The sequence below is a fragment of the Citricoccus sp. NPDC055426 genome, from assembly GCF_040677445.1.
GTDB lineage: Bacteria > Actinomycetota > Actinomycetes > Actinomycetales > Micrococcaceae > Citricoccus.
On record NZ_JBFARZ010000017.1, the window covers coordinates 16939 to 38411 of the forward strand.

Annotated in this window: 14 protein-coding genes and 1 pseudogene; 6 read left to right on the top strand and 9 right to left on the bottom strand. The window is 72.0% G+C overall.

Annotated features, from left to right (window positions below):
- Positions 1-86 precede the first annotated feature (86 nt).
- The 5 genes and pseudogenes from nrfD to AB0K08_RS16445 all read right to left on the bottom strand — a co-directional run bounded on the left by nrfD (position 87) and on the right by AB0K08_RS16445 (position 10702).
- Positions 87-1244: an NrfD/PsrC family molybdoenzyme membrane anchor subunit gene (gene nrfD / locus AB0K08_RS16425; RefSeq protein ID WP_363356328.1), complete on the bottom strand. Its 1158-nt coding sequence runs from the start codon at positions 1242-1244 to the stop codon at positions 87-89.
- Positions 1241-2449, bottom strand: a complete 1209-nt coding sequence (locus AB0K08_RS16430; RefSeq protein ID WP_363356330.1) for a 4Fe-4S dicluster domain-containing protein — start codon at positions 2447-2449, stop codon at positions 1241-1243. The genes nrfD and AB0K08_RS16430 overlap by 4 nt, the downstream gene beginning before the upstream one ends.
- Before the next feature lie 219 nt (positions 2450-2668).
- Positions 2669-5977: pseudogene (gene fdh / locus AB0K08_RS16435) on the bottom strand (formate dehydrogenase); the annotation flags it as partial.
- 46 nt (positions 5978-6023) lie between these two features.
- Complete coding sequence (locus AB0K08_RS16440) at positions 6024-7901, bottom strand: S-layer homology domain-containing protein (RefSeq protein ID WP_363356332.1); 1878 nt, start codon at positions 7899-7901, stop codon at positions 6024-6026.
- A 167-nt stretch (positions 7902-8068) separates the two neighbouring features.
- On the bottom strand, positions 8069-10702 hold the full coding sequence (locus AB0K08_RS16445; protein ID WP_363356334.1) for an NB-ARC domain-containing protein: 2634 nt from the start codon (positions 10700-10702) through the stop codon (positions 8069-8071).
- A 216-nt stretch (positions 10703-10918) separates the two neighbouring features.
- On the opposite strand from AB0K08_RS16445, the gene AB0K08_RS16450 reads away from it, so the two are divergent.
- The 5 genes from AB0K08_RS16450 to AB0K08_RS16470 all read left to right on the top strand — a co-directional run bounded on the left by AB0K08_RS16450 (position 10919) and on the right by AB0K08_RS16470 (position 15273).
- A complete protein-coding gene (locus AB0K08_RS16450; RefSeq protein ID WP_363356336.1) occupies positions 10919-11578 on the top strand; it encodes an NUDIX domain-containing protein in 660 nt (219 codons plus the stop codon).
- Positions 11575-12933 carry a quinolinate synthase NadA gene (gene nadA / locus AB0K08_RS16455; protein ID WP_363356338.1) on the top strand — a complete coding sequence of 453 codons (1359 nt, stop codon included), beginning with the start codon at positions 11575-11577 and terminating at the stop codon, positions 12931-12933. Before AB0K08_RS16450 ends, nadA begins: the two co-directional genes overlap by 4 nt.
- The gene (nadC, locus tag AB0K08_RS16460) at positions 12930-13790 is read left to right on the top strand and encodes a carboxylating nicotinate-nucleotide diphosphorylase (RefSeq protein ID WP_363356340.1); all 861 of its coding nucleotides are present in this window, start codon (positions 12930-12932) and stop codon (positions 13788-13790) included. The genes nadA and nadC overlap by 4 nt, the downstream gene beginning before the upstream one ends.
- The gene (locus AB0K08_RS16465; protein ID WP_363356342.1) at positions 13787-14935 is read left to right on the top strand and encodes a cysteine desulfurase family protein; all 1149 of its coding nucleotides are present in this window, start codon (positions 13787-13789) and stop codon (positions 14933-14935) included. The genes nadC and AB0K08_RS16465 overlap by 4 nt, the downstream gene beginning before the upstream one ends.
- Before the next feature lie 128 nt (positions 14936-15063).
- The gene (locus tag AB0K08_RS16470) at positions 15064-15273 is read left to right on the top strand and encodes a dodecin (RefSeq protein ID WP_363356391.1); all 210 of its coding nucleotides are present in this window, start codon (positions 15064-15066) and stop codon (positions 15271-15273) included.
- Here AB0K08_RS16470 and AB0K08_RS16475 read toward each other — a convergent pair.
- From AB0K08_RS16475 to AB0K08_RS16485, 3 genes are all read right to left on the bottom strand, one after another.
- A complete protein-coding gene (locus AB0K08_RS16475) occupies positions 15245-15490 on the bottom strand; it encodes a DUF2798 domain-containing protein (protein WP_363356344.1) in 246 nt (81 codons plus the stop codon). The two genes, AB0K08_RS16470 and AB0K08_RS16475, sit on opposite strands and share 29 nt — an antisense overlap.
- A gap of 193 nt (positions 15491-15683) precedes the next feature.
- A complete protein-coding gene (locus AB0K08_RS16480) occupies positions 15684-17351 on the bottom strand; it encodes an ABC-F family ATP-binding cassette domain-containing protein (RefSeq protein ID WP_363356346.1) in 1668 nt (555 codons plus the stop codon).
- A gap of 7 nt (positions 17352-17358) precedes the next feature.
- A complete protein-coding gene (locus AB0K08_RS16485; protein WP_363356348.1) occupies positions 17359-19716 on the bottom strand; it encodes an FdhF/YdeP family oxidoreductase in 2358 nt (785 codons plus the stop codon).
- A gap of 75 nt (positions 19717-19791) precedes the next feature.
- On the opposite strand from AB0K08_RS16485, the gene AB0K08_RS16490 reads away from it, so the two are divergent.
- Positions 19792-20436 carry a M23 family metallopeptidase gene (locus tag AB0K08_RS16490; protein ID WP_363356350.1) on the top strand — a complete coding sequence of 215 codons (645 nt, stop codon included), beginning with the start codon at positions 19792-19794 and terminating at the stop codon, positions 20434-20436.
- Here AB0K08_RS16490 and AB0K08_RS16495 read toward each other — a convergent pair.
- Positions 20423-21427, bottom strand: coding sequence for a GNAT family N-acetyltransferase (locus AB0K08_RS16495; RefSeq protein WP_363356352.1), 1005 nt, complete (start codon positions 21425-21427; stop codon positions 20423-20425). The genes AB0K08_RS16490 and AB0K08_RS16495 overlap by 14 nt on opposite strands.
- Positions 21428-21473: the final 46 nt, after the last annotated feature.

The following is a 21473-nucleotide window of genomic DNA, read 5'->3' on the forward strand; positions in this document are numbered from 1 at the left end:
GCATCCGCAGGTCGATGGATGAGCTCGTCAGGGCGTTTTAGCGGCGTGTCGGATCATCCATCGACCTCCTGTTGCATGGGAGTGGGTCAGCGGACGGTCGTGATCGAGTCGTCCGTGATGCCGGCCGCGCGGCGGGCGGCCAGGCGCCGCTTCTGTGGCTCGACGGTGTACCTCGGGTCCAGCGCCGAGTCCTTGCCGGCGTAGAAGACCCCGAAGCGGGTGAAGGCGGAGGCGGTGACCAAGGCGGCGCCGGACAGTGCGGCCACCACGCGGCTCCGTCCGGCGAACAGGGCGCCGATGCCGCCGGCGATCGCCAGCCGCTCGCTCCACGTCATCAGCTTCCCGGGGCGGCCGGTCTTCAGCGGTTCCACGGCGACCGGGTCCATCCGGGCCTCCATGGTCCGGGTGGCCAGCACGTCACCCACCGCCCCGAGCACCGCCAGGGTGCGGGCGGGCGCGGTCTCGCGCACCGGCGTCGTGATCATCGCCAGACCGGAGGCGGCGATGGAGGCCGAGCTGACGAAGACGAACGGCAGGTCCTCCTTCGCATCGTTCCAGGTGGGCAGGGCGGTGTCCGAGAGCAGCACCGCGGTGTACCCGGCCAGCGGGGCGCCCAGCAGGGCGGCCAGCCCGCCGGCGGGTGCCTCCGCCGCGCGCAGCACCCCGCGCAGCGGCCCCAGGGGCAACACCTCACCCGTCATGCGGTCCACCTCGGCGGCCGCGGCCACCCCGGCCCCGGTGCTGAACCCGGCCAGCACCCAGGAGCCCAGGCTCATCGGCGAGGTGAGTTTCACGGTGCGCATCATGTTCAGGAAGCGCTCGGGCCGGCCGAGGTCCGCGATCAGGGCCACGGCCCCGACGCCGGCCGCGGCCAGGGCGCTGATCCTCGCGTTCCGGCGCAGCAGCTCCCGCCCGGTCAGCTGGGCGCCGAAGGCCAGCAGGGAGGAACCGCCGGCGATGCCGCCGCAGACCAGGTAGGTCGCCACGCGCTCATCCCACGGCGGGGCCTTGACGATGGGCCGGCCATAGTAGGACTCGGACGCCGTGTCAGTGGCCGTGCGGGAGAATTCCGGCTCCGGCACCATGGCCATCTCGCGGCCGCCGTCCGACGTGGCCGGGGCCAGCCCGCCGCGCCTCCGGCCGGACGGCTGACCGGGCTCCCCCGGTCCGGTGGCGCGGTCGCGGCGACGGCGGCGCCGCGGCTCCTCGGGCGGGCGGTAGCTGTCGAACTCCGACGTCGTCACCGGCGACCTCCACCGAGGAACGCCAGGCCGGCGGCAGCCACCATGCCCGCCATGGCGATCCCGGCGCGGGCGTACATCCGCGGCAGGTCCCGGGTGGGGACGCGCGGGTCCGGGGGCAGGCCGTAGACCTCGGGCTCATCGAGCAGCAGGAACACGGAGCCCGTGCCGCCGACCCCGTCGTTCGGGTTGGCACCGTAGAGACGGGCCTCGGTGCGGCCCTGGGCGTGGAGCTGGGCGACCCGCTCCTGCGACCTGGCCAGCATGTCCTCACGCTCGCCGTACTGGATGGACGTGGTGGGGCAGGCCTGGGCGCAGGCCGGGGTCTGGCCGTCCGTCATGCGGTCGTAGCAGAGCGTGCACTTCTGGGCCACGCCGGCGTTCTTGTTCTTCTTCGGCTTCTCCGCCTTCCCCGGCTTCTCGGCGTGCGCCCCCGGGGCCGGCGAACGGTCCGTCTTGGGCTGGGCGATGCCGTCCGAGCGGCGCTCGATCACCCCGAACGGGCAGCCGGCCACGCAGGTGCCGCAACCGTTGCAGACGTCGTCCTGGACCACCACGGTGCCGTGCTCCGTGCGGAACAGCGCCCCCGTGGGGCACACGTCCAGGCAGCCGGCGTTGGTGCAGTGCTTGCAGACGTCCGAGGACATCAGCCAGCGGAACTCGGGGGTGTCCGGCGGGGTGGTGTCCACGGCCGAGGAGTCGGGCCGTCCGGGTGAGTCCCCCAGGGAGGACAGCACGTCCAGGCCGCCCAGCTCGGGTGCCGGGGCCAGCCCCGCCGCACCGGAGCCGGCGGCGCCGAGGGCACCGGAGAGGCCGCCGCCGGCCGCGGAAGCCGCCCGGCCGTCGTCGTGCCCCGGACCGCCTGCGCCGGGGGCCCGGCGGATCCCGGGCATCCCCAGGCTGACCAGGGCGCGTCCCGAGGCGCGGGCCGCCTCCACCTGCTCCCGGCCCTGCTCCACGAAGGCGACGTGACGCCAGGTGTCCGCCCCCAGGCCCTCGGAGTTGTCGAAGGAGGAGTTGGACAGGGCGAAGGTGGAGTCGACCGGGTTCTGGTTCCACTCCTTGCAGGCGACCTCGCAGGCCTTGCAGCCGATGCAGATCGAGGTGTCCGTGAAGAAGCCCTTGCGGGGCTGGGGGTGTGCGTAGTGGGCGTCCGCGGTCGGGTTGCCGTCCACGGCCGCGTCCGGCCCCTGGGTCAGGTGCACCATCTACTCGTCCCTCCTCGGCTCGGTGGCCGGCCTGCCCGGCTCGTCCCCCGGCCTGGTCGTCCCGGTCGTCGTCCCGGTCGTCGGCCTGATCTCCGGCCCGGCGCCCGGCATGGGTTCGGGCCCGGTCCGCGGCTCGGGTTGGTCCGGGTGACGCCTCGAGGCGGTGACGGCTTCGGGGGCCATCGGGTCTGCCTCCGGCCCGGCGTCCTCACCGCTGCCCGTGATTCCCTCGTTGCCGCTGTCCACCGTCAGGCCGGCCCGTTGCTGGTATCCGGCCACGAAGTCCAGCAGCTCGGTGCCCCGCGGCCGGCGGCCCGGGACGATGTCACAGGCGCCGACCTTGGAGCCCTGGATGAGCACGTTGGGATCCAGTGTCACGCCGATGAGATCGTTCGCCGAGTCCCCGCTGACCACGGCGTCTCCGCCGACGCCCCAGTGGTAGGGCAGGCCGATCTGGTGCACGGTCTGCTCGCCCGCCCCGCCGGCCCCGCCGATCTGCAGGGGGCGCATGCGTTCGGTGATGAGCACCTTGGCCTCGATGGCCGCCCGTGGGGACACGATCGTGGCCCAACCGTAGGGCTCGAGGCCGCGCTCGGCGGCCAGCTCCGGGGAGACCTCACAGAACATCTCCGGCTGGAGCTCCGCCAGGTAGGGCAGCCAGCGGCTCATGCCACCGGCCGTGTGGTGCTCGGTCAGCCGGTAGGTGGTGAACAGGAACGGGTACACCTCGGCACCGGGCTGCCCGGCGCTGGGGGCGCTGTAGTTGTCCGAGCGCGGCATGGTGACCCGGGTCGGGTTGTGCTGCTGGGCGTACACGGCGTTGGGCACCGGGGACTCCTGGGCCTCGTAGTGCGTGGGCAGAGGCCCGTCCACCATCCCCTTCGGGGCGAACAGCCAGCCCTTGCCGTCCGCCTGCATGATGAAGGCGTCATCGCCGGCGAGGGCGGCCGGGCCACCCGCCTCCGGGCCCGGAACGGTGCCGGGGGCCAGGTTGACGGGGAAGTCCGGGACGTCGTTGCCGACCCAGGCGCCCTGCTCGGCATCCCACCAGACCAGCTTCTTGCGCTCGCTCCAGGGCTTGCCGTCCCGGTCCGCCGAGGCGCGGTTGTAGAGGATCCGGCGGTTGGCCGGCCACGCCCAGCCCCACTCGGAGCTCTGCGGCCCGGACCCCCCGCCGGGCTGGCGGTCCGCGGCGTGGTTGATGCCGTCCGCGTAGACGCCCGTGTAGATCCAGCAGCCGCCCTCGGTGGAGCCGTCCGCCGTCATCTCGTTGAAGGTGGACAGGTGCTGGCCCTTCTTGGGACCGGAGACGTAGCGTCCGTTGATCTCCGCCAGCACCGCCTCGCCGTCCGGCTCCCCGTGGTCGTCCACCGGGTAGTCCCAGGTCAGGTCCAGCAGCGCCCGGTCACGGGGGTCGGTGGAGTCCGCCAGGCGGGCGCGGATGCGCCGGCCGACCTCGTAGAAGAACTGCAACTCACTCTGCGCGTCCCCGGGCGGGGTGACGGCCTGATGGCGCCACTGCACGAGCCGTTGGGTCTGGGTGAAGGTGCCGGCCTTCTCCACGTGGTTGGCGGCCGGGAAGAAGAAGACCTCGGTCTCGATGTCCTCCGTGCGCAGCTCGCCCGTCTCGATCTCCGGGCCGTCCTTCCAGAACGTGGCGGATTCGATGAGCTGGAAGTCCCGGACCACGAGCCACTTCAGGTTCGCCATGCCCATCCGCTGCATGCGGCCGTTGGCCGAGCCCACGGCCGGGTTCTGGCCGAGCAGGAAGTACCCCTCGACCTCCCCGGCCAGCATGCCCTCCACCGACTGGTAGGTCCCGTGCGGGCCGGTCAGCCGCGGCAGGTAGCCGTAGCCCCAGTCGTTCTCCGCGGTGGCCGCCTCCCCCCACCAGGCCTTGAGCAGGCTGATGGTGTAGGCGTCCGCGTTGGCCCAGTAGCCCTTCTGCTGCTTGGAGGCGATGCCGGCCAGATAGGTGCCCAGGTCCTCCTTCTCCACCGTCGGCATCGGCAGGTAGCCGGGCAGCAGGTTGAACAGGGTGGGGATGTCCGTGGACCCCTGGATGGAGGCGTGGCCGCGCAGGGCCATGATGCCGCCGCCCGGGCGGCCCATGTTGCCCAGCAGCAGCTGCAGGATGGTGGCGGTGCGGATGTACTGGGCCCCTACCGTGTGCTGGGTCCAGCCCACGGCGTAGGCGAAGCAGGTGGTGCGGTCCCGCCCGGAGTTCTCGGTGATGGCGCGGGCCATCACCTCGAAGTCCTCCACGGAGATGCCGCAGACGTCCCGAACCATCTCCGGGGTGTACCGGGCATAGTGCCGCTTCAAGACCTGGAACACCGAGCGCGGGTGTTGCAGCGTCTCGTCGCGTTTCGGCCGGCTCACGTCCAGCTCGGGGCCGCCCATGCCGTACTGGTCGCCCGCGGCCTCGGTGGTCTGCTCCGCGCCGTCCTCCTCGGCCGGGCCGTCGCGCCCGGCCGCCGCGCCGCCGTCGTTCCCCTCAGGGTTCCCGGCGTCCTCCGGCTCGTAGGCCCAGCTGGACATGTCATAGCCGCCGGTCTCCGGGTCGAAGCCGGAGAACAGCCCGTCCAGGTCCTCGGTGTCCCGGAAGTCCTCGTTGATGATCGAGGCGGCGTTGGTGTACGCGACCACGTACTCGTGGAACCAGTGCTCGTGCTCGATCACGTAGTTGATGAGCGCACCGAGCAGCACGATGTCCGAACCGGCGCGGATCGGCACGTGCCGGTCCGCCACCGCCGAGGTGCGGGAGAACCGGGGGTCGACGTGGAAGACCTTGGCACCGCGGGCCTTGGCCTCCGTGACCCACTGGAAGCCCACGGGATGGGCCTCGGCCATGTTGGAGCCCTGGATGATGATGCAGTCGGCGTTGGCCATGTCCTGCAGCGATTGGGTGGCGCCGCCGCGCCCGAAGGAGGTCCCCAGACCGGGAACCGTGGCGGAGTGTCAAATACGGGCCTGGTTCTCGATCTGGATGGCCCCGGCCGCCGTGAAGAGCTTCTTGATCAGGTAGTTCTCTTCGTTGTCCAGGGTGGCCCCGCCGAGCGAGGCGATGCCCATGGTGCGCCCGAGGTGCCGGCCGTGTTCGTCCACGTCCTGCCACTTGTTGCGTCGGGACTCCAGGAACCGGTCCACCACCATCTCGGTGGCGGTCTCCACGTCCATCTCCTGCCAGTCCGCGGCCCGCGGCGCCCGGTAGAGGACCTTCGTCTGCCGGCTGTCCGAGTTGACCAGCTGCTCGGAGGCCGAGCCCTTGGGACACAGCCGGCCGCGGGAGATCGGGGACTCCGGGTCCCCCTCGATCTGGACGACCTTCTCATCCGAGACGAAGACCTTCTGCCCGCAGCCCACGGCGCAGTAGGGACACACGCTCTGCACGGCCCGGTCCGCGGTGGCGGTGCGCGGAGTGATCTCGGTGGTCTTCTTCGAGACCACGGCCGAGCTGCGACCGAGGCGGTCGCCGTCCAGGAACTGCCGGAGTACCGGCCATCCGAGGAAGCTCGAGCGTGACATGTGTCCCAGCCTAGCCGAACACGGCGGTGGGTAAAGGGGGCCCCGACTAGGGGTTCACCACGGCGTCATAGCGGTGCAGGAAGGTGGCGATCTGCCCGCGGGTGACGTTCTCGCGGACACCGAACCCCCCGCCGTCGAGTCCCATCGTGATCTCCTGCTCGTAGAGCCAGGTCACGGCGTCGTAGTACGCGTCACCGCGCCGGGTGTCGTTGAACGGGGACGTGGCCGGCGGGGTGTGGACCGGGTCCGCCCGGCGGTACAGGATCAGGGCGACCTCGCCACGCGTCATGGTCCGTGTCGGCTTGAAGGTCTTGTCCTCGTACCCGTTGACCACCCCGGTGGCCGTGGCCCAGCTGACCGAGTCGAAGTGGTTGTGGCCGAGGGGCACATCCGGGAACCGGGCCGACGTCGGGGGTGTGAAGTCCGGGGTCGTGTACCGGTACAGGAAGGTGACGGCCTCGGCCCGGGTCACGTCCCGGTACGGGCGGAAGGTGCCGTCGCTGTAGCCCTGGGTCATGCGGTGCCCGACCATCCAGTTCACCGGCGCGTAGAACCAGGCATCCTGCGGGATGTCCGGGAAGGACGTCGGGGCGGGCGGGGCCCCGCGGTCCACGGACCAGTCGAGGACCGACTGTCCGCAGGCGCCGTGGTCGAACCGGATGTCGCCGGAGGCCGTCCCGTCCGCGTGGACGGTGCCGTAGAGGGTGAAGTCCCCGTCATGCCACGTGATCTCGAAGGGGCGGCCGGCGGTGATCCGGGTCGCGGGGATCGGGAAATCGGAGAAGTCGTTCGTGCCGGACCCCAGCAGGCTGCCGTCCACCGGTCCGATGCAGACCCAGAAGTACTCGCCGGTCACTCCGGTGATCCTGCCGTCCGCCGAGAGGTCCAGGGAGAATGCCCGCGTCCGCGGGTCATCCGCCTGGCCACGGCCGTAGTGGGTCTGCAGCGAGCTGCCGCCGTAGCGGCCGGCCGTCGGCGGAGCACCGTGCGAGTCCGGGACCACCACGGTGGTGGCCGAGATCCCGCCGGCCGGATGGTCGAACCGCACCTCGTAGGTCCCGGGCGCACGCGGCGCGCTCAGCGTGAACTCGGCCCTGCCCACCGAGTTGGTGATCTGCATCTCCGCCTTCTCGCCGTTGACCAGGATGTCCACGGGGGCGCTGGCGGGCAGGTCGTAGACGAGGAACTCCGGCGGTGCGGCCGCCAGTTGGGACTGGGTGAACACCCGGCCATCGGTGTACATGTACGGGTCGTGGTCCCGCGTGTACCACTCACCGTCTGCCACCACCGTCAGCGTCGCCTGGGCCGAGTCCTCGCCGTGGGTCAGCCGGATGCGGTGCTGCCCCGGGGGCATCTGCGCGGTGAAGGAGAAGCCGACCTCGCCGGCCCCGCCCACGGGCACCTGGCCCACGGCGGTGTCGTTGAGGTGGATCGTCACCTGTTGCCCCGGGGTGAAGTTCCACCCGAAGACCTCCATGCCCACGCGCGCCATGTCCCACACGGACGCGGACTCGGCGCCGAGGCTGATGCGGGCGTCGTTGGCCGTGGTGCCCGCATCCGCCGCATCCGCCGACTCCGACGGCTCCGACGGTTTCGTCGGTTCCGACGCCGCGGGGGGTTCGGCGGTCGCCGGTGGATCCCGCAGTTCCCGCAGCTCCACGGACTCCGGCGCGGCGCCGCTGCCGGTGCCGGTGCCGGTGCCGCCGATGCCGGCGCCACTTCCGATACTGCTGCTCGCGGCGTCGGGTGCCGCGAGGGCCGGGACGGCCCCCGTGCCCACCAGACCGAAGGCCAGGGCGAGGGCCGAGACCAGGCCCACGGTCCGGCGTCGTGCCCCTCCGCCCGGTCTCCGGCGGCCGACCCGCCCCGGGGCGCCGAGGCCCGCTCCATGGTCCCTGCCGCGGCTGGCGCCCTGCGATGTCATGATCCGCCCCTGTTGTCCCTCGTGTGGTCCCTCGTGTGGTCCCTCGTGCGATGCCCCGGCGGTGCCGCCGGTTGCACCCAACGTTCCACGGCCCGTGGCGGTCGGGAACCGTTCCGGACAACTCCGGACAGCCCGGCACGATGGTGACGACGGCGCGGGGCCCCGCCTCAGCGGGCGGCGCCCTCCAGGGCCTCGCGGAGACCGACGGCCTCGTGGGAACCGGATCGCTCCAGCTCCCGCAGCGCCGCGGCCAGCCAGCGTGACCGCTCGCCCTCGTCTTCGCACAGGTTCCCGCGGTGCCGCCAGATGCGGCCGCGCAGGGCATGGTCGCTCCCCTCAGCGAGGAGCCCCTCCGCCCTCTCCAGCAGCGCCAGGGCCCGCTCCGGCGACCCGCCGCCATCCGCCAGCTCCGCCGCGATCGTCAGCTGCTCGGCGAGGGTCAGCGCGTCCCCCAGGGCCTCGGCGGCCTCCAGCGCCCGGGCCATCCGCCGCTCGGCCGCCTGACGATCACCCAGCCGGCGCAGTGCGCTGGCGGCGGTACCGTCACCGGCGATCACCAGATAGGGGCTGTCCAGGGATCGGGCCTCCCGCACGCCCCGGTCGGCATCGGCCAGGGCCTCCTGCAGCCGGTTCTGCGATACCCGCAGGTGGGCGCGGTTGACGAGGAGGTTGGCGAGGAACAGCCCGTGCCCGTGGGCCCGGGCCAGCTCCAGTCCGGAGTGGATGACCTCGTCCTCCTCCTCCAGGCGGCCGGCCGCGCTCAGCGCGACGCCGAGGTTGACCAGCGCGCTCAACCGGCGCGGGACCTCGCCGCGTTCGCGGTGGATCCGCACGGCGCGGCGCAGGTCCCGGACGGCCGTCTCGAGGTCCCCCCGGCGCACCTCGATCAGGGCCGTCATGTTGAGGATGACCCCGAGGAGTCCCGGATCCGAGAGCTCGCCGGCGTCCCCGACCAACCGGGTGGCCCGGCGGAAGTGGCGCAGCGCCTCCTCCGGCCGGTCACGGTGTGCCAGCAGCTGGCCGGCATCCAGGCTGGCCATGGCCAGCGCATCGGCGTCCGCCACCTGGACGGCGACGTCGGCCGCGGCCTCATGCAGGCGGAGCGCCTCGTTGTGGTGGCCGGCCAGGTTCATCCACCAGCTCAGCCCCTCGGAGAGGCGGAAGAGCAGCTCCGGATGGCCCCACTCCGGGGCGGCATGGGCCAGGCTCAGCAGCGAGGCCAGCTCGGACTGCAGCCAGGCTCCGGCCTGCTCGGCGTCGGCCCATCCGGCGTCCGCTGTCCCGGCCGGGTACTCGAAGGCGGTCCGCCGCGGCGCGTCATCCATGCTGTGCGCGATCACGGCGTAGGCGTTCCACACCCGGCGGGCGGCCTGCCACCCGACCCGGCCGAAGACCTCGCGGCGCACGCGCGGTGGATCCGTCTGACGGGCCCAGGCCCGCCCGGAGGCCCGGACCAGGGAATGCAGCGTGATCCGGCCGGGGCGGCGGTGGACGGCGAGGCTTCGGTCCGCCAGCTGCCCGGCCAGCTCGGTCGCCCGGCCGTCCGAGACCTCGAGGGCGGCCGCCGCCGCGCCCATGTCGAGTTCGGCCAGCGGCAGGTCCGCGGCGATGCGCAACAGGCGGGCCGCGTCCTGCGGCAGGTCCGCATAGGACAGGGTCAGGGCACCGCGCAGCTCCTCGTCCAGGTGGGCCGCGGCGACCCCCTCCTCCATCACGTCGACGTGCTCGGCCAGGGTCCACTCGGGGTGGGTCGCCACGCGGCCACCCACGAGGGCGACGGCCAGCGGCAGTCCCCCGGAGACGTGGGCCAGGCGTTCGGCGACCCCGGCCGCCACCCCGGGGCCCGGGCCGGCCGGCGTCGGTGCGGACCGCAGGAAGTGCTGCAGCACCGCCGCCACCTCCTCCGGGCCCATCCCCTCCAGCGCGATGAGGGTCCACCCCGCGGCATCGTCCTCGGGGCGGGACCGGCTCGTCACCACGACCCGCCCCGGGCCGCCGGGCCCAGATGACCGGCCGGACTCAAACGACGGACCGGGCCCGACGACGGCCCGGACCTGGGCGTCGTCCACCGCATCGTCCAGCACGAGGACCCTCCCGGTCTCGCGCAGGGAGCCCAGGAGCCGCTCCGCCCGATCCTCGCCGGACCCCGCGCCGTCCCGACCCACCGCGCGCAGTACCGCCCGCTGCGCCGCCGCCGGCTCCACCGGGGAGGAGTCCACCGGGCGCCCGCGCAGGTCGATGAACAGCCCCCGGCCCGTCTCGCCCGCCTCCGGTGCCGCAGCCTGGACCCGGTGGAGCGCGGCGAGGACCAGCTGGGTCTTGCCACTGCCGGCCATCCCGGTGATCCAGATCCGCGCGTCGGGGCCGCCCAGCGACCGGACCAGGGTGTCCAGCTCGGCTCGGCGGCCGGCGAAGTAGGGCACGGGGGCGGGGGCCCCGTCGAGCGCCACGGTGATGGAGGCCTCGGTGGCGGCGGCCTGGGCCTGGCGCACCCGGCGGGACCACCGCTCCGCCAGGGGCGGTGGCAGGCCCAGGGCGAGGGCGATCTCCCCGACCGCGTCGGCGTCCAGACGGCGGCGGCCGTCCCGGAAGCAGTCGTAGACCGTGCTGCGGGGGATCCGCCGTTCGTGGGCCGGGACGCCCCGGGCGGTTCGCTCCCTGACGATGCGGCGGACGATCTCGGCGTACGAGGGGCCCCCCGCCGCGGACCGCATGGCCCGCAGCTCCGCCGACACGCCGTCCAGGCCCGCCGGGGCGGAGTCCCAGTCCACGGCGGTGGTCAGGTCTGCCGATGCCGTCATGGTGGTCCTCCTGCGGACTCGTGCGGGTCTCTCTCTGAGGGGTGAGGCGGGGCGAGGGAGAGGTGGGGGTACAGCCAGCCCACCTCATTCCAGCATGGACGGCCCCCTCGCCTTAATGTCTTGCTGACTGTATGATGTGAAACACCTTCAAGTCATTCTGACTCTAACCTGGTGACGCCCCACAGGGATGGCGACGCCCAACAGGAAAGGGGTGCCATGTCCCAGCCGGCCACGCGGCTCGCGGTCTCGACCGTCATCTTCGCCCTGCGCCAGGAAGACGGCGGGACCCCCTCCCTGTGGACCCCTTTCGTGCTGCGCACCCGCCAGCCGCACCTGGACCAGTGGGCCCTGCCCGGCGGATGGCTGCCTGACGGCGAGGACCTGGAGGCCGCCGCCGCCCGGACCCTGGGCGAGACCACCGGCCTGCATCCGAGCTTCCTCGAGCAGCTCTACACCTTCGGCCGGGTGGACCGGTCCCCCACCGGCCGGGTGGTCTCCGTGGCCTATACGGCCCTGGTCCGGTCGGCTGAGGTGGAGCGGTCCGCCCCCGGGGAGAACGTCCGGTGGTTCCGTGCCGAGGCCCTGCCCCGCCTCGCCTTCGACCACAACACGATCGTGGACTACGCGGTCCGACGGCTGCGCACCAAGGTCGAGTACGCCCACATCGCCCACACCTTCCTGGGTGAGACGTTCACGCTCTCCCAGCTCCGCTCGGTCCACGAGGCCGTCCTCGGCCACGCCCTCGACGCCGCGAACTTCCGCCGCTCGGTGGCCGCCTCCCCCGACCTCGTCGACACCGGCGAGGTCCTCGCGGGCACCCCGCACCGCCCGCCCAAGCTGTTCCGATACCGCACTGCAGAAAGCACCAGCCCATGAAGACGCTGACCACCCTGCCCGGCCCGTCCACCCAGTCCACCGGTACGGGGGCCGCCTCCACCGACGCCTCCGTGGACCGCACCCTGAAGCTCATCGCCTCGGGGTCCACCGCCGGTTCCTCCTGCTCCCCCGGGCTGACGTCCGGGCCGTGGGAGTACGACGTCGGCCCGGCCGGGACGCCGGCAGCGCCCGGTTACGGGCCGGGCGCCTCCCAGGACGACCACATCCCCGGTGCCGCCCCGCGCCAAGGTGCGTTGCCGGCGTCGTACACCGAGGCCACCGAGGCCGAGCTGCACGAGCGGATCATCGCGGCGAAGTCGGAGCTCGGGGACCGGGCGGTGGTGCTCGGCCACTTCTACCAGCGCGACGAGGTGGTGGCGCACGCCGACTTCGTGGGCGATTCCTTCCAGCTGGCCAAGGCCGCCCGCACCCGCCCCGAGGCCGAGGCCATCGTCTTCTGCGGCGTGCACTTCATGGCCGAGACCGCAGACCTGCTCTCCACGGAAGATCAGGCCGTGATCCTGCCGAACCTGGCGGCCGGCTGCTCCATGGCAGACATGGCGGACCTCGATTCGGTGATGGACTGCTGGGAGCAGCTCGAGGAGGTCTACGGGACCGCCCCGGATGAGTCCGGGCGGGTGCCCGTGATCCCGGTGACCTACATGAACTCCTCGGCGGCGCTGAAGGGCTTCGTGGGTGAGCACGGCGGGATCGTCTGCACCTCGTCCAACGCCGCCGCGGTCCTGGACTGGGCCTTCGAACGCGGTCAGCGCGTGCTGTTCTTCCCGGACCAGCACCTGGGCCGCAACACCGCCAAGGCGATGGGCGTCGGACTCGAGCAGATGCCCCTGTGGAACCCGCGCAAGCCGCTCGGCGGGAACACCGCGGAGGAGCTGGACGGGGCCAAGGTCCTGTTGTGGCACGGCTTCTGCTCCGTCCACAAGCGCTTCACGGTGGACCAGATCGCCCGGGCCCGGGCCGAGCACCCGGACGTGCACGTGGTGGTGCACCCCGAGTGCCCCATGCCGGTGGTGGACGCCGCGGACTCCTCCGGGTCCACGGACTTCATCGTCAAGGCGATCGAGGCCGCGCCGGACGGGTCCACCTTCGCCATCGGGACCGAGATCAACCTGGTCCAGCGGCTGGCGGCACAGTACCCGCAGCACACCATCTTCTGCCTGGACCCCGTGATCTGCCCCTGCTCCACCATGTACCGGATCCACCCCGGCTATCTGGCCTGGGTGCTGGAATCCCTGCTGGCCGGTGAGGTCGTCAACCGGATCACGGTGTCTCAGGACGTGGCCGAGCCGGCCCGGGTGGCGCTGGAACGGATGCTCTCCGTGGTACCGCGGTGACGGACCGTCACCACCTCGAGCGGATCGTCGCCGCGGCACTCGAGGAGGACGCGCCGTGGGGTGATGTCACCTCGGAGGCGCTCGTGCCGGCCTCGGCCACGGGCACCGCGTCCCTGGTGGCCCGGGAGGCGGGGGTGCTCAGCGGAGCCGAGGTCTTCGCCGCGGCCTTCCGGCTGGTGGACCCGGACCTGCTGGTGCGGCTCCGCTCGCGGGACGGGGAACCGTTCGCGGCCGGAGAGGTCCTGGCGGAGGTGGCCGGATCGGCCCGCGGGATCCTGCGCGCCGAGCGGATCGGGTTGAACTTCATCCAGCGGATGTCCGGGATCGCCACCGAGACGGCACGCTACGTGGCCGCCGTGGCCGGAACGGCGGCCCGGATCGTGGACACCCGCAAGACCACCCCGGGCCTGCGGGTCCTGGAACGCCAGGCCGTGCGGGACGGCGGAGGGCACAACCACCGCCATTCCCTCTCGGACGCGGTGATGGCCAAGGACAACCACCTGGCGTTCCTGGCCGGTGCGGGGCTGAGCCTGACGGAGGCGCTCACCCGGGCGCGGGCCGTGCTGCCCCACACCACCCATCTGGAGGTCGAAGTGGACCGGCCGGACCAGATCCCCGCCGTGCTCGCGGCCGGTGTGGACACCGTCATGCTGGACAACTTCACCCTGGAACAGCTGCGCCAGGGCGTCGAGCTGATCCGGGGGCGGGCGATCGTGGAGGCCAGCGGCGGCGTCAGCCTGGACACGGTCGCGGACATCGCCGCCACCGGGGTGGACGTCATCTCCGTCGGCGCGCTGACCCACAGCGTGCGGTCCCTGGACCTCGGACTGGACGTCTCGAGCGGTCTGGTGCCGTGATCTACCTCGACCACGCAGCCACCTCACCGGTGCGCCGGGAGGCGTTGGAGGCCATGTGGCCGTACCTGACCGGGGACTTCGGCAACCCCTCCAGCCACCACTCACTGGGCGAGTCCGCCGCAGCCGGCCTGCAGGCGGCGCGGAGGGCCTGCGCCGCGGTGCTGGGAGGACGCGCCTCCGGGCTGGTGTTCACCGGCAGCGGCACGGAGGCGGCGAACCTGGCGGTGAAGGGCATCGCCCTGGGCTCTCCCCGCGGCCGGCACCTGGTGACCAGTCCGCTCGAGCACGAGGCCGTCCTGGCCTCCGTGGAGTACCTGCAGCGGGGGCACGGCTTCGAGGTCGACTACCTCAGCCCCGATCAGCTCGGCCGGGTGTCCCCCGCCGAGCTGGCCGAGCTGATCCGCCCGGACACCACCGTGGTCTCGGTGCAGTATGCCAACAACGAGATCGGCACGCTCCAGCCGATCCGCGAGCTGGCCGAGGTGGCCCGCGCCCACCGGGTCCCGTTCCACACCGACGCGGTGCAGGCCGCCGGCTGGCTGCCCCTCGACGTGACCGCACTCGGGGTGGACGCCCTCTCCCTGTCCGGCCACAAGGTCGGCGCACCCAAGGGGATCGGCCTGCTGTGGGCGCACGGGCGGCTCGCCCTGGAACCGGTGGTGCACGGGGGCGGACAGGAACGCGGCCGGCGCAGCGGCACCCAGAACGTCCCCGGCGCCGTGGCCCTGGCCACCGCCCTGGCCGCTGCCGAGCGCGAACGGCCCGGCACCGCCGACCGCGTGACAGCACTGCGCGAGCGGTTCGTGGCCACCGTGCTCGACCGTGTCCCCAGCGCCCGGCTGACCGGACACCCGCGGCACCGGCTGCCGGGGACGGCGTCGTTCGTCTTCGCCGGCACCCACGGGGAGGCCGTCCTGCTGGAGCTGGAGCGCCGCGGGGTGGTGTGCTCCTCGGGCTCGGCCTGTGCCGCCGGCTCCGAGGAGCCCTCCCACGTGCTGACGGCCCTGGGACTGCCGGAACCGCTCGCCCGGACCGCCGTGCGCTTCACCTTCGGCCGGGACTCCTCCGAGCGGGAGGCGGAGCAGGCCGCCGCGGCGGTGCAGGAGGCTGTCGCCGCGGTGCAGGGCCTGCGCCAGGCCGGCTGATCCCGGCGCCGGATCCCTGGCACCACGCCGTCCCAGGGACGGGGCCTATGCCCGGTGCGGTGCGCGCCAGTACCGTGGCGTGCACCGCCCCGGGCCGAAACGCCCGGGCCAACCCCACGGAGGACACCATGGCCAACAACGTCTACAACATCAGCGAGGTCGTCGGCACCTCACCGGACGGCGTCGAGGCGGCCGTTGACAACGCCGTCGCCGAGGCCGCCAAGACCCTGCGCAACCTGGACTGGTTCGAGGTCCAGTCGGTCCGCGGGCACCTCTCGGACGGGAAGGTCAAGGACTGGCAGGTGACCGTCAAGATCGGCTTCCGCCACGAGGGCTGAACCGCAGTGCCCTGCCGGCCAGGGCCATCGAGGCGGGCCAGGCGAACATCGTGAGGATGAAGGCGATAGGCCACGCGATGATGAACTGCCGGGGCCAGGTGCTCAGCCACTCCACGGAGGGGCCACCGGAAAAGATCATGCCGAGCAGCCCGGACATCGTGGCGGCCATGATGAAGGTCATGAAGACCTGGGAGAGGAAGACGTGCTTCTTGCTCATGATCGGTTCCTTGTCTGGGACCGCGGCGCCATCGGGGAACGAGGCGGCGCCACCGTCCCCTTCATTGAGGGATAGGGCGCCACGGGTTCGCACCGGCATGGGTCGACTGCATCTCAGGGATCCGAGGGTCGGAATAACCACACCGACCAGCATCTTCTAGGCTCAGACATCCTAGCGCATCCCGAATGAGGTCTCAGAGCTCGGTGACCCGACCGGCCTCGACCTTCCAACGCCGATCGGTCCGGACCGTCTCCAGCATCCGCCGGTCGTGGGTGACCAGCAGCAGCGTTCCCTCGTAGGATTCGAGCGCCTGTTCCAGTTGTTCGATGGCCGGCAGGTCGAGGTGGTTCGTCGGCTCGTCCAGTACCAGCAGGTTGACGCCGCGCGCCTGGAGCAGCGCCAGACCGGCGCGCGTGCGTTCCCCGGGTGAAAGCCCGCCGGCAGCCCGGTTCACGTGATCGGCCTTGAGCCCGAACTTGGCCAGCAGCGTACGCACCTCGGCCGGCGCCATCTCGGGGACGAATGCCTCAAAGGCCGTGCCGAGGGCCTGGTCCCCCGCCACGAGGGCACGCGCCTGGTCGATCTCCCCGATCGCCACCCCCGTGCCGAGGTGCGCTCTCCCCGCATCCGGACGTTGCTGACCGAGCAGGGCGCGGAGCAGCGTCGACTTGCCGGCACCGTTCGGGCCGGTGATACCGATCCGCTCCCCCGCGTTCACCTGCAGCGACACCGGCCCGAGCGTGAAGGCACCCTGCCGCAGCACGGCCTCGTTGAGGGTCGCGACCACCGCACCGGACCGGGGCGCGGCCCCGATGCTCAGCTGGAGCCGCCATTCCTTGCGCGGCTCCTCGACCTCGTCCAGCCGCGCGATCCGGCTCTCCATCTGGCGCACCTTCTGAGCCTGCTTCTCGCTGGACTCGGTCGAGGCCCTGCGCCGGATCTTGTCGTTGTCCGGCGCCTTCTTCATCGCGTTCCGCACGCCCTGGCTCGACCATTCCCGCTGGGTCCTGGCCCGCGAGACGAGGTCGGCCTTCGTCTCGGCGAACTCCTCATACTTCGCCCGCTGCTGGCGGCGGAGCGTCGCGCGCTCCTGGAGGTAGGAGTCGTAGCCTCCGCCGTAGAGGCGGTTCGAGCCCTGCGCCAGGTCGAGCTCGAGCACGCCCGTCACACAGCGTGCGAGGAACTCACGGTCATGGCTGACCAGCACCACGCCCCCGCGCAGCCCACGGACGAAGGCCTCGAGCCGCTCGAGACCGTCCAGGTCGAGGTCGTTGGTGGGCTCATCCAGCAGCACGATGTCGAAGCGCGAGAGCAGGAGCGCGGCCAGTCCCACCCGGGCGGCCTGCCCTCCGGACAGCGAGGTCATCAGCGTCTGCTCGATGTCGGGGCGGCCCAGATCGAGGCCGAGGTCCGCGAGCACGGCCGGGATGCGCTCCTCCAGATCGGCCGCTCCGCTGGCCAGCCACCGCTCCAGCGCCGTCGAGTAGACGTCAGCGGGGTCGAGGGCCCCGGCCGCGGCCCCTGCCGGTTCTCCCAGGGCCTCGGCCGCGGCCTCCATGTCCCTGCTGGCGGCGGCGCATCCGGTGCGGCGGGCGATGTAGCCGGCCACGGTCTCGCCGGCCACCCGCTCATGCTCCTGCGGCAGCCACCCGACGAAGGCGCTGACCGGTGACAGGGAGACGGTGCCCGACTGCGGGGCGTCGAGGCCCGCGAGCAGCCGGAGCAACGTGGACTTGCCCGCACCGTTCGCGCCCACGACCCCGATGACGTCGCCCGGGGCCACCGTCAGGTCGAGCGAGTCGAAGAGGGCCCGATGGCCATAGCCGCCGGCCAGGCCGTGGGCCACGAGGGTTGCGGTCATCAGACCATCATCGCACCGGCTCGATCAGGGAGCTGACCTCGTGCAGGTTCTCCATCCCGTCTGCGCGGCGCTCGAAGCGGACCATGATCGCCTTGAAGCCGGGCGTGTTCGATTCACGGGCCACCAGATCCCGGTGCACCAGCGCATTGGCCTCCGGGTAGTAGGCGGCCACGCATCCCCGGGCGGTGGGATAGGAGACCAGCCGGAACCTCTCGGCGCGCAGCTCCTGACCGCCGAAGGAGGACACCACGTCCACCAGTTCCCGGTCGGCGAACCCCGAGGCCGCCAGGTCCTCGGGATGGATCAGGATCACGCGGCGTCCGCCGGAGATGCCGCGGTAGCGGTCGTCCAGGCCATAGAACGTGGTGTTGTACTGGTCGTGCGAGCGCATGGTCTGCAGCACCAGATGCCCCTCCGGCGGGGCGAGGTACTCCAGCGGGCGGACCGTGAACTGCCCCTTGCCCTGCTCCGTGGCGAACTGGCGGCGGTCCCGCGGCGGATTCGGCAACACGAAGCCGTACTTCTGGCGCACCCGGCGGTTGAAGTCCTCCGTGCCCGGGATGACCCGGGAACAGTGGTCCCGGATGACGTCGTAGTCATCCGCCATCTCCCTCCAGTCCACCGCGTGGTCCGGGCCCAGCACCGCCTCGGCCATCCGGGCGATGATCACCGGCTCGGCCAGCAGATGGTCCGAGACCGGCTCGAGCCGGCCCTGGGTAGAGCTGATGACGGACATCGAGTTCTCCACGGAGAGGAACTGGGCCCCGCCGGGGTGCTTGTCGTCCCGGTCGGTCCGCCCCAGGGTGGGCAGGATGATCGAGGTCTTGCCGTGCACCACGTGCGAGCGGTTCGGCTTGGTGGAGATGTGCACGGTCAGCCCCGTGCGCTGCAGCCCGGCCTCCATATGGGCCGTGTCCGAGTTCGCCAACGCCAGGTTTCCGCCCAGGGACACGAACACGTCGATCTCCCCGCGGGCCATCTCGATCATGGACTCGGTGGAGTCGAAACCGTGCTCGCGCGGGGAGGTGATCCCGAACTCGGTGTCCACCCGCTGCAGCAGGTCCTCCGTCGGCTTCTCCCAAATCCCGAAGGTGCGGTCCCCCTGGACGTTGGAGTGGCCGCGCACCGGGCAGGCACCGGCCCCCGGCTTGCCGAAGTTGCCCTGCACCAGCAACAGGTTGACGATCTCCTTGATGGTGTCCACGGAGTGCGGCTGCTGGGTGATGCCCAGCGCCCAGCAGAAGATCGTTGCCTTGGAGGCGGCCAGCAGGTCACCGATGTGCTCGATCTCGGAGCGCTGCAGCCCGGTGGCGGTCTCGGTCTCGGCCCAGTCGAGCTCCTCGCGGGCGGCGGCGTAGTCGGCGAAGCCCGCGGTCTCGGACTCGATGAACTCCCGGTCGATGACGGTGCCGGGGGCGGCGGCCTCCTTCTGCAGCAGCAGGTGGCCCAAGGCCTGGAACAGGGCCTGGTCCCCGCCGACCTTGATCTGCAGGAACTCATCGCTGATGCGCTCGCCATCGGCCAGCAGCCCCTGGGGCGTCTGTGGATCCTTGAAGCGCAGCAGCCCGGCCTCGGGCAGGGGGTTGACGGCGACCACCGTGCCGCCGTTCCGGCGGCACTCGGCCAGCGAGCCCAACATGCGGGGGTGGTTGGTGCCCGGGTTCTGCCCGACCACGAAGACCAGTTCGGAGTGCTCGAGGTCCTCCAGGGAGACGGTGCCCTTGCCGATCCCGATGGTGGGGTTCAGGGCGGTGCCCGAGGACTCGTGGCACATGTTGGAGCAGTCCGGCAGGTTGTTGGTGCCCAGGCTGCGGGCGAACAGCTGGTACATGAAGGCCGTCTCGTTCGGGGTCCGACCCGAGGTGTAGAACGTGCAGCGCTCCGGCGTGGTGGCCCGGATGTGTTCGCCGATGGTGGTGAACGCCTCGGACCAGCTGATCGGCCGGTAGTGCGTCTCGCCCTCGCGGATCATCATCGGGTGGGTGATGCGGCCGGACTGGCCGAGCCAGTATTCGGTCTTGTCCCGCAGCACCGAGATGGGGTGCTCCGCCCACCACTCGGGGGTGGCGATGCGGGTGGTGTTCTCCTCGGCCAGGGCCTTGGCCCCGTTCTCGCAGAACTCGATCTTCTTGCGGTCACCGGTGATCGACTCGGGCCACGCGCACCCGGGGCAGTCCACCCCCTGGGGCTGGTTGATCCGGAACATGGACCGCACGGTGCGGCTGACCCCGCCCTGCTTCAGGCCCCGTTCGAAGGCCACCCCGACGGCTTTGAGCCCGGCGGCAGAACCCTGGGGAGGGGTGACCTTGAGGTCGTCCTCGTCGATGTCCTGGAGTTCGACGACATGTCCGCGGACGTCCGCCATGGCTGAATCACCCTCGATGCGTTGTGATGTTGTGACCGTCGCAACAGTACCCGGGTCCGACTAGGCTTTCCACTGATGTCCACCCTCGAGCTCGAGTACCCCTTCGCCGGACGGTGGCTGGTGCAGAACAGCCCGGCCAACCGGGTGCCCAGTCACGGCACCGCGCTGTTCGGGCTCTCCTACGCCATCGACTTCGTCCCGGTGGACGACGGCGGCCGGACCGCGCCGTACACCCTCACGTCGTTCTTCGCCCGGGAACCACCTGAGGCCTTCCCGGGGTTCGGCCGGCCGGTGCTCGCTCCGGCGGCCGGCGTGGTGGTCGGGGTGCACAGCTCGGAACCAGATCACGCCTCCTACCGAGGACTGCCCTCGGTGGGCTACGCCCTCACGCAGCGGCGCCGCCTGGAGAGCGGATGGCTGGCCGTGATCGGCAACCACGTGCTGATCGAGGTGACCACCCACCCCGGGGCGGGCTCATCGGGAGGCCGCCCGGCCGTCGTCGCTCTTTGCCATCTCCAGCGAGGCAGCATCACGGTCCGGGTGGGACAGCGGGTCGGCGCGGGCGAGCTGGTGGGCCGGTGTGGGAACTCGGGGAACAGCACCGAACCGCATCTGCACCTGCAGGCCGTCGACGGACGGGAGCTCCTGCACGCGAGCGCGGTGCCGATCACGTTCCCGGGCGGGCTGCCCCGCAACGGGGACATCGTCAACGCGGGGTGACGTACAGGTGGTCCGGCCCGTCCTCACCATCCTCGTCCAGCTCGGGGGCCCGGACCAGTCCGAGCTTGCCGGCGACCCGCGCGCTGGCGTGGTTCTCCGGCCGGATGCGGGCGATCACCGGGCGGTCCGGCCAGTGGTCCCGGGACTGAGCGATGACGGCGCGGGTCGCCTCGGTGGCGATCCCCGCGTCCCAGTGGGCGGGATCGATCCGGGACAGCAGGTTCGCCACCGGCCGGCCCCGCAGTGTCATCGCCTTGACGCCACAGATCCCGAGGAGCTCGTCACGGTCATGGTCCGTCACCGCGTAGTAGCCGATGCCGTGGTGCCACCAGTGGTGCGCCCACCGGTCCATCAGCCGGCGGGTCTGCGTGACGTCCTGGAGCGCGTCCGCGGGGTTGTGCTCGGTGGCCCGCGGGTCCTGCAGGAGTCGTAGGACAGGCCCGACGTCGGCCCGGTCCGGCGGGCGCAGGCGGAGCCGCCCGGTGCTCAGCGCGCCGGCCAGGCGCCCCTCCCAGCGATCCTCACCCTCCACAACAGTGCTGGTGGGCGTCAGGCCCAGGCCGGTGGCGAGGTGCTGCGAGGCCCGGTGCTCCGGGTGGATGTGGGCGATGACCTCCCGGACTCCGCGCCGGGCCAGCTCCCGCAGGAGCAGGGCCGCGGCGTGGCCGGCGATCCCCCGCCCCTGCCAGGGTCTGCCGATGACCCAGGCGATCTCGGTGGGCTCACCGTTGCGGGGCAGGGTGGCCTGAACGTAGCCGACCGGCTGCTGCTGGGCGCCGAGCAGCACGAGGTGGTTGACCCAGTCCTCCGCGTGGTCGGCCGAATGCCCCCGCGCCTGCACGGTGTACTGGCGCTCGAGCTCGGCGGTGGACGGCGGGTGCCCGCCCGTGAACTCGTAGAGCGAGGGATCGGCGAGGACGGACGTCATGACCGGGGCGTCCTCGACTCGGAGCGGGCGGAGGGACACGGGGTGGGCCGGAAGATCTGCCATGGGAAGACTCAACGCCTCCGCAGCCGCCATCGCAACCATCGGCTCC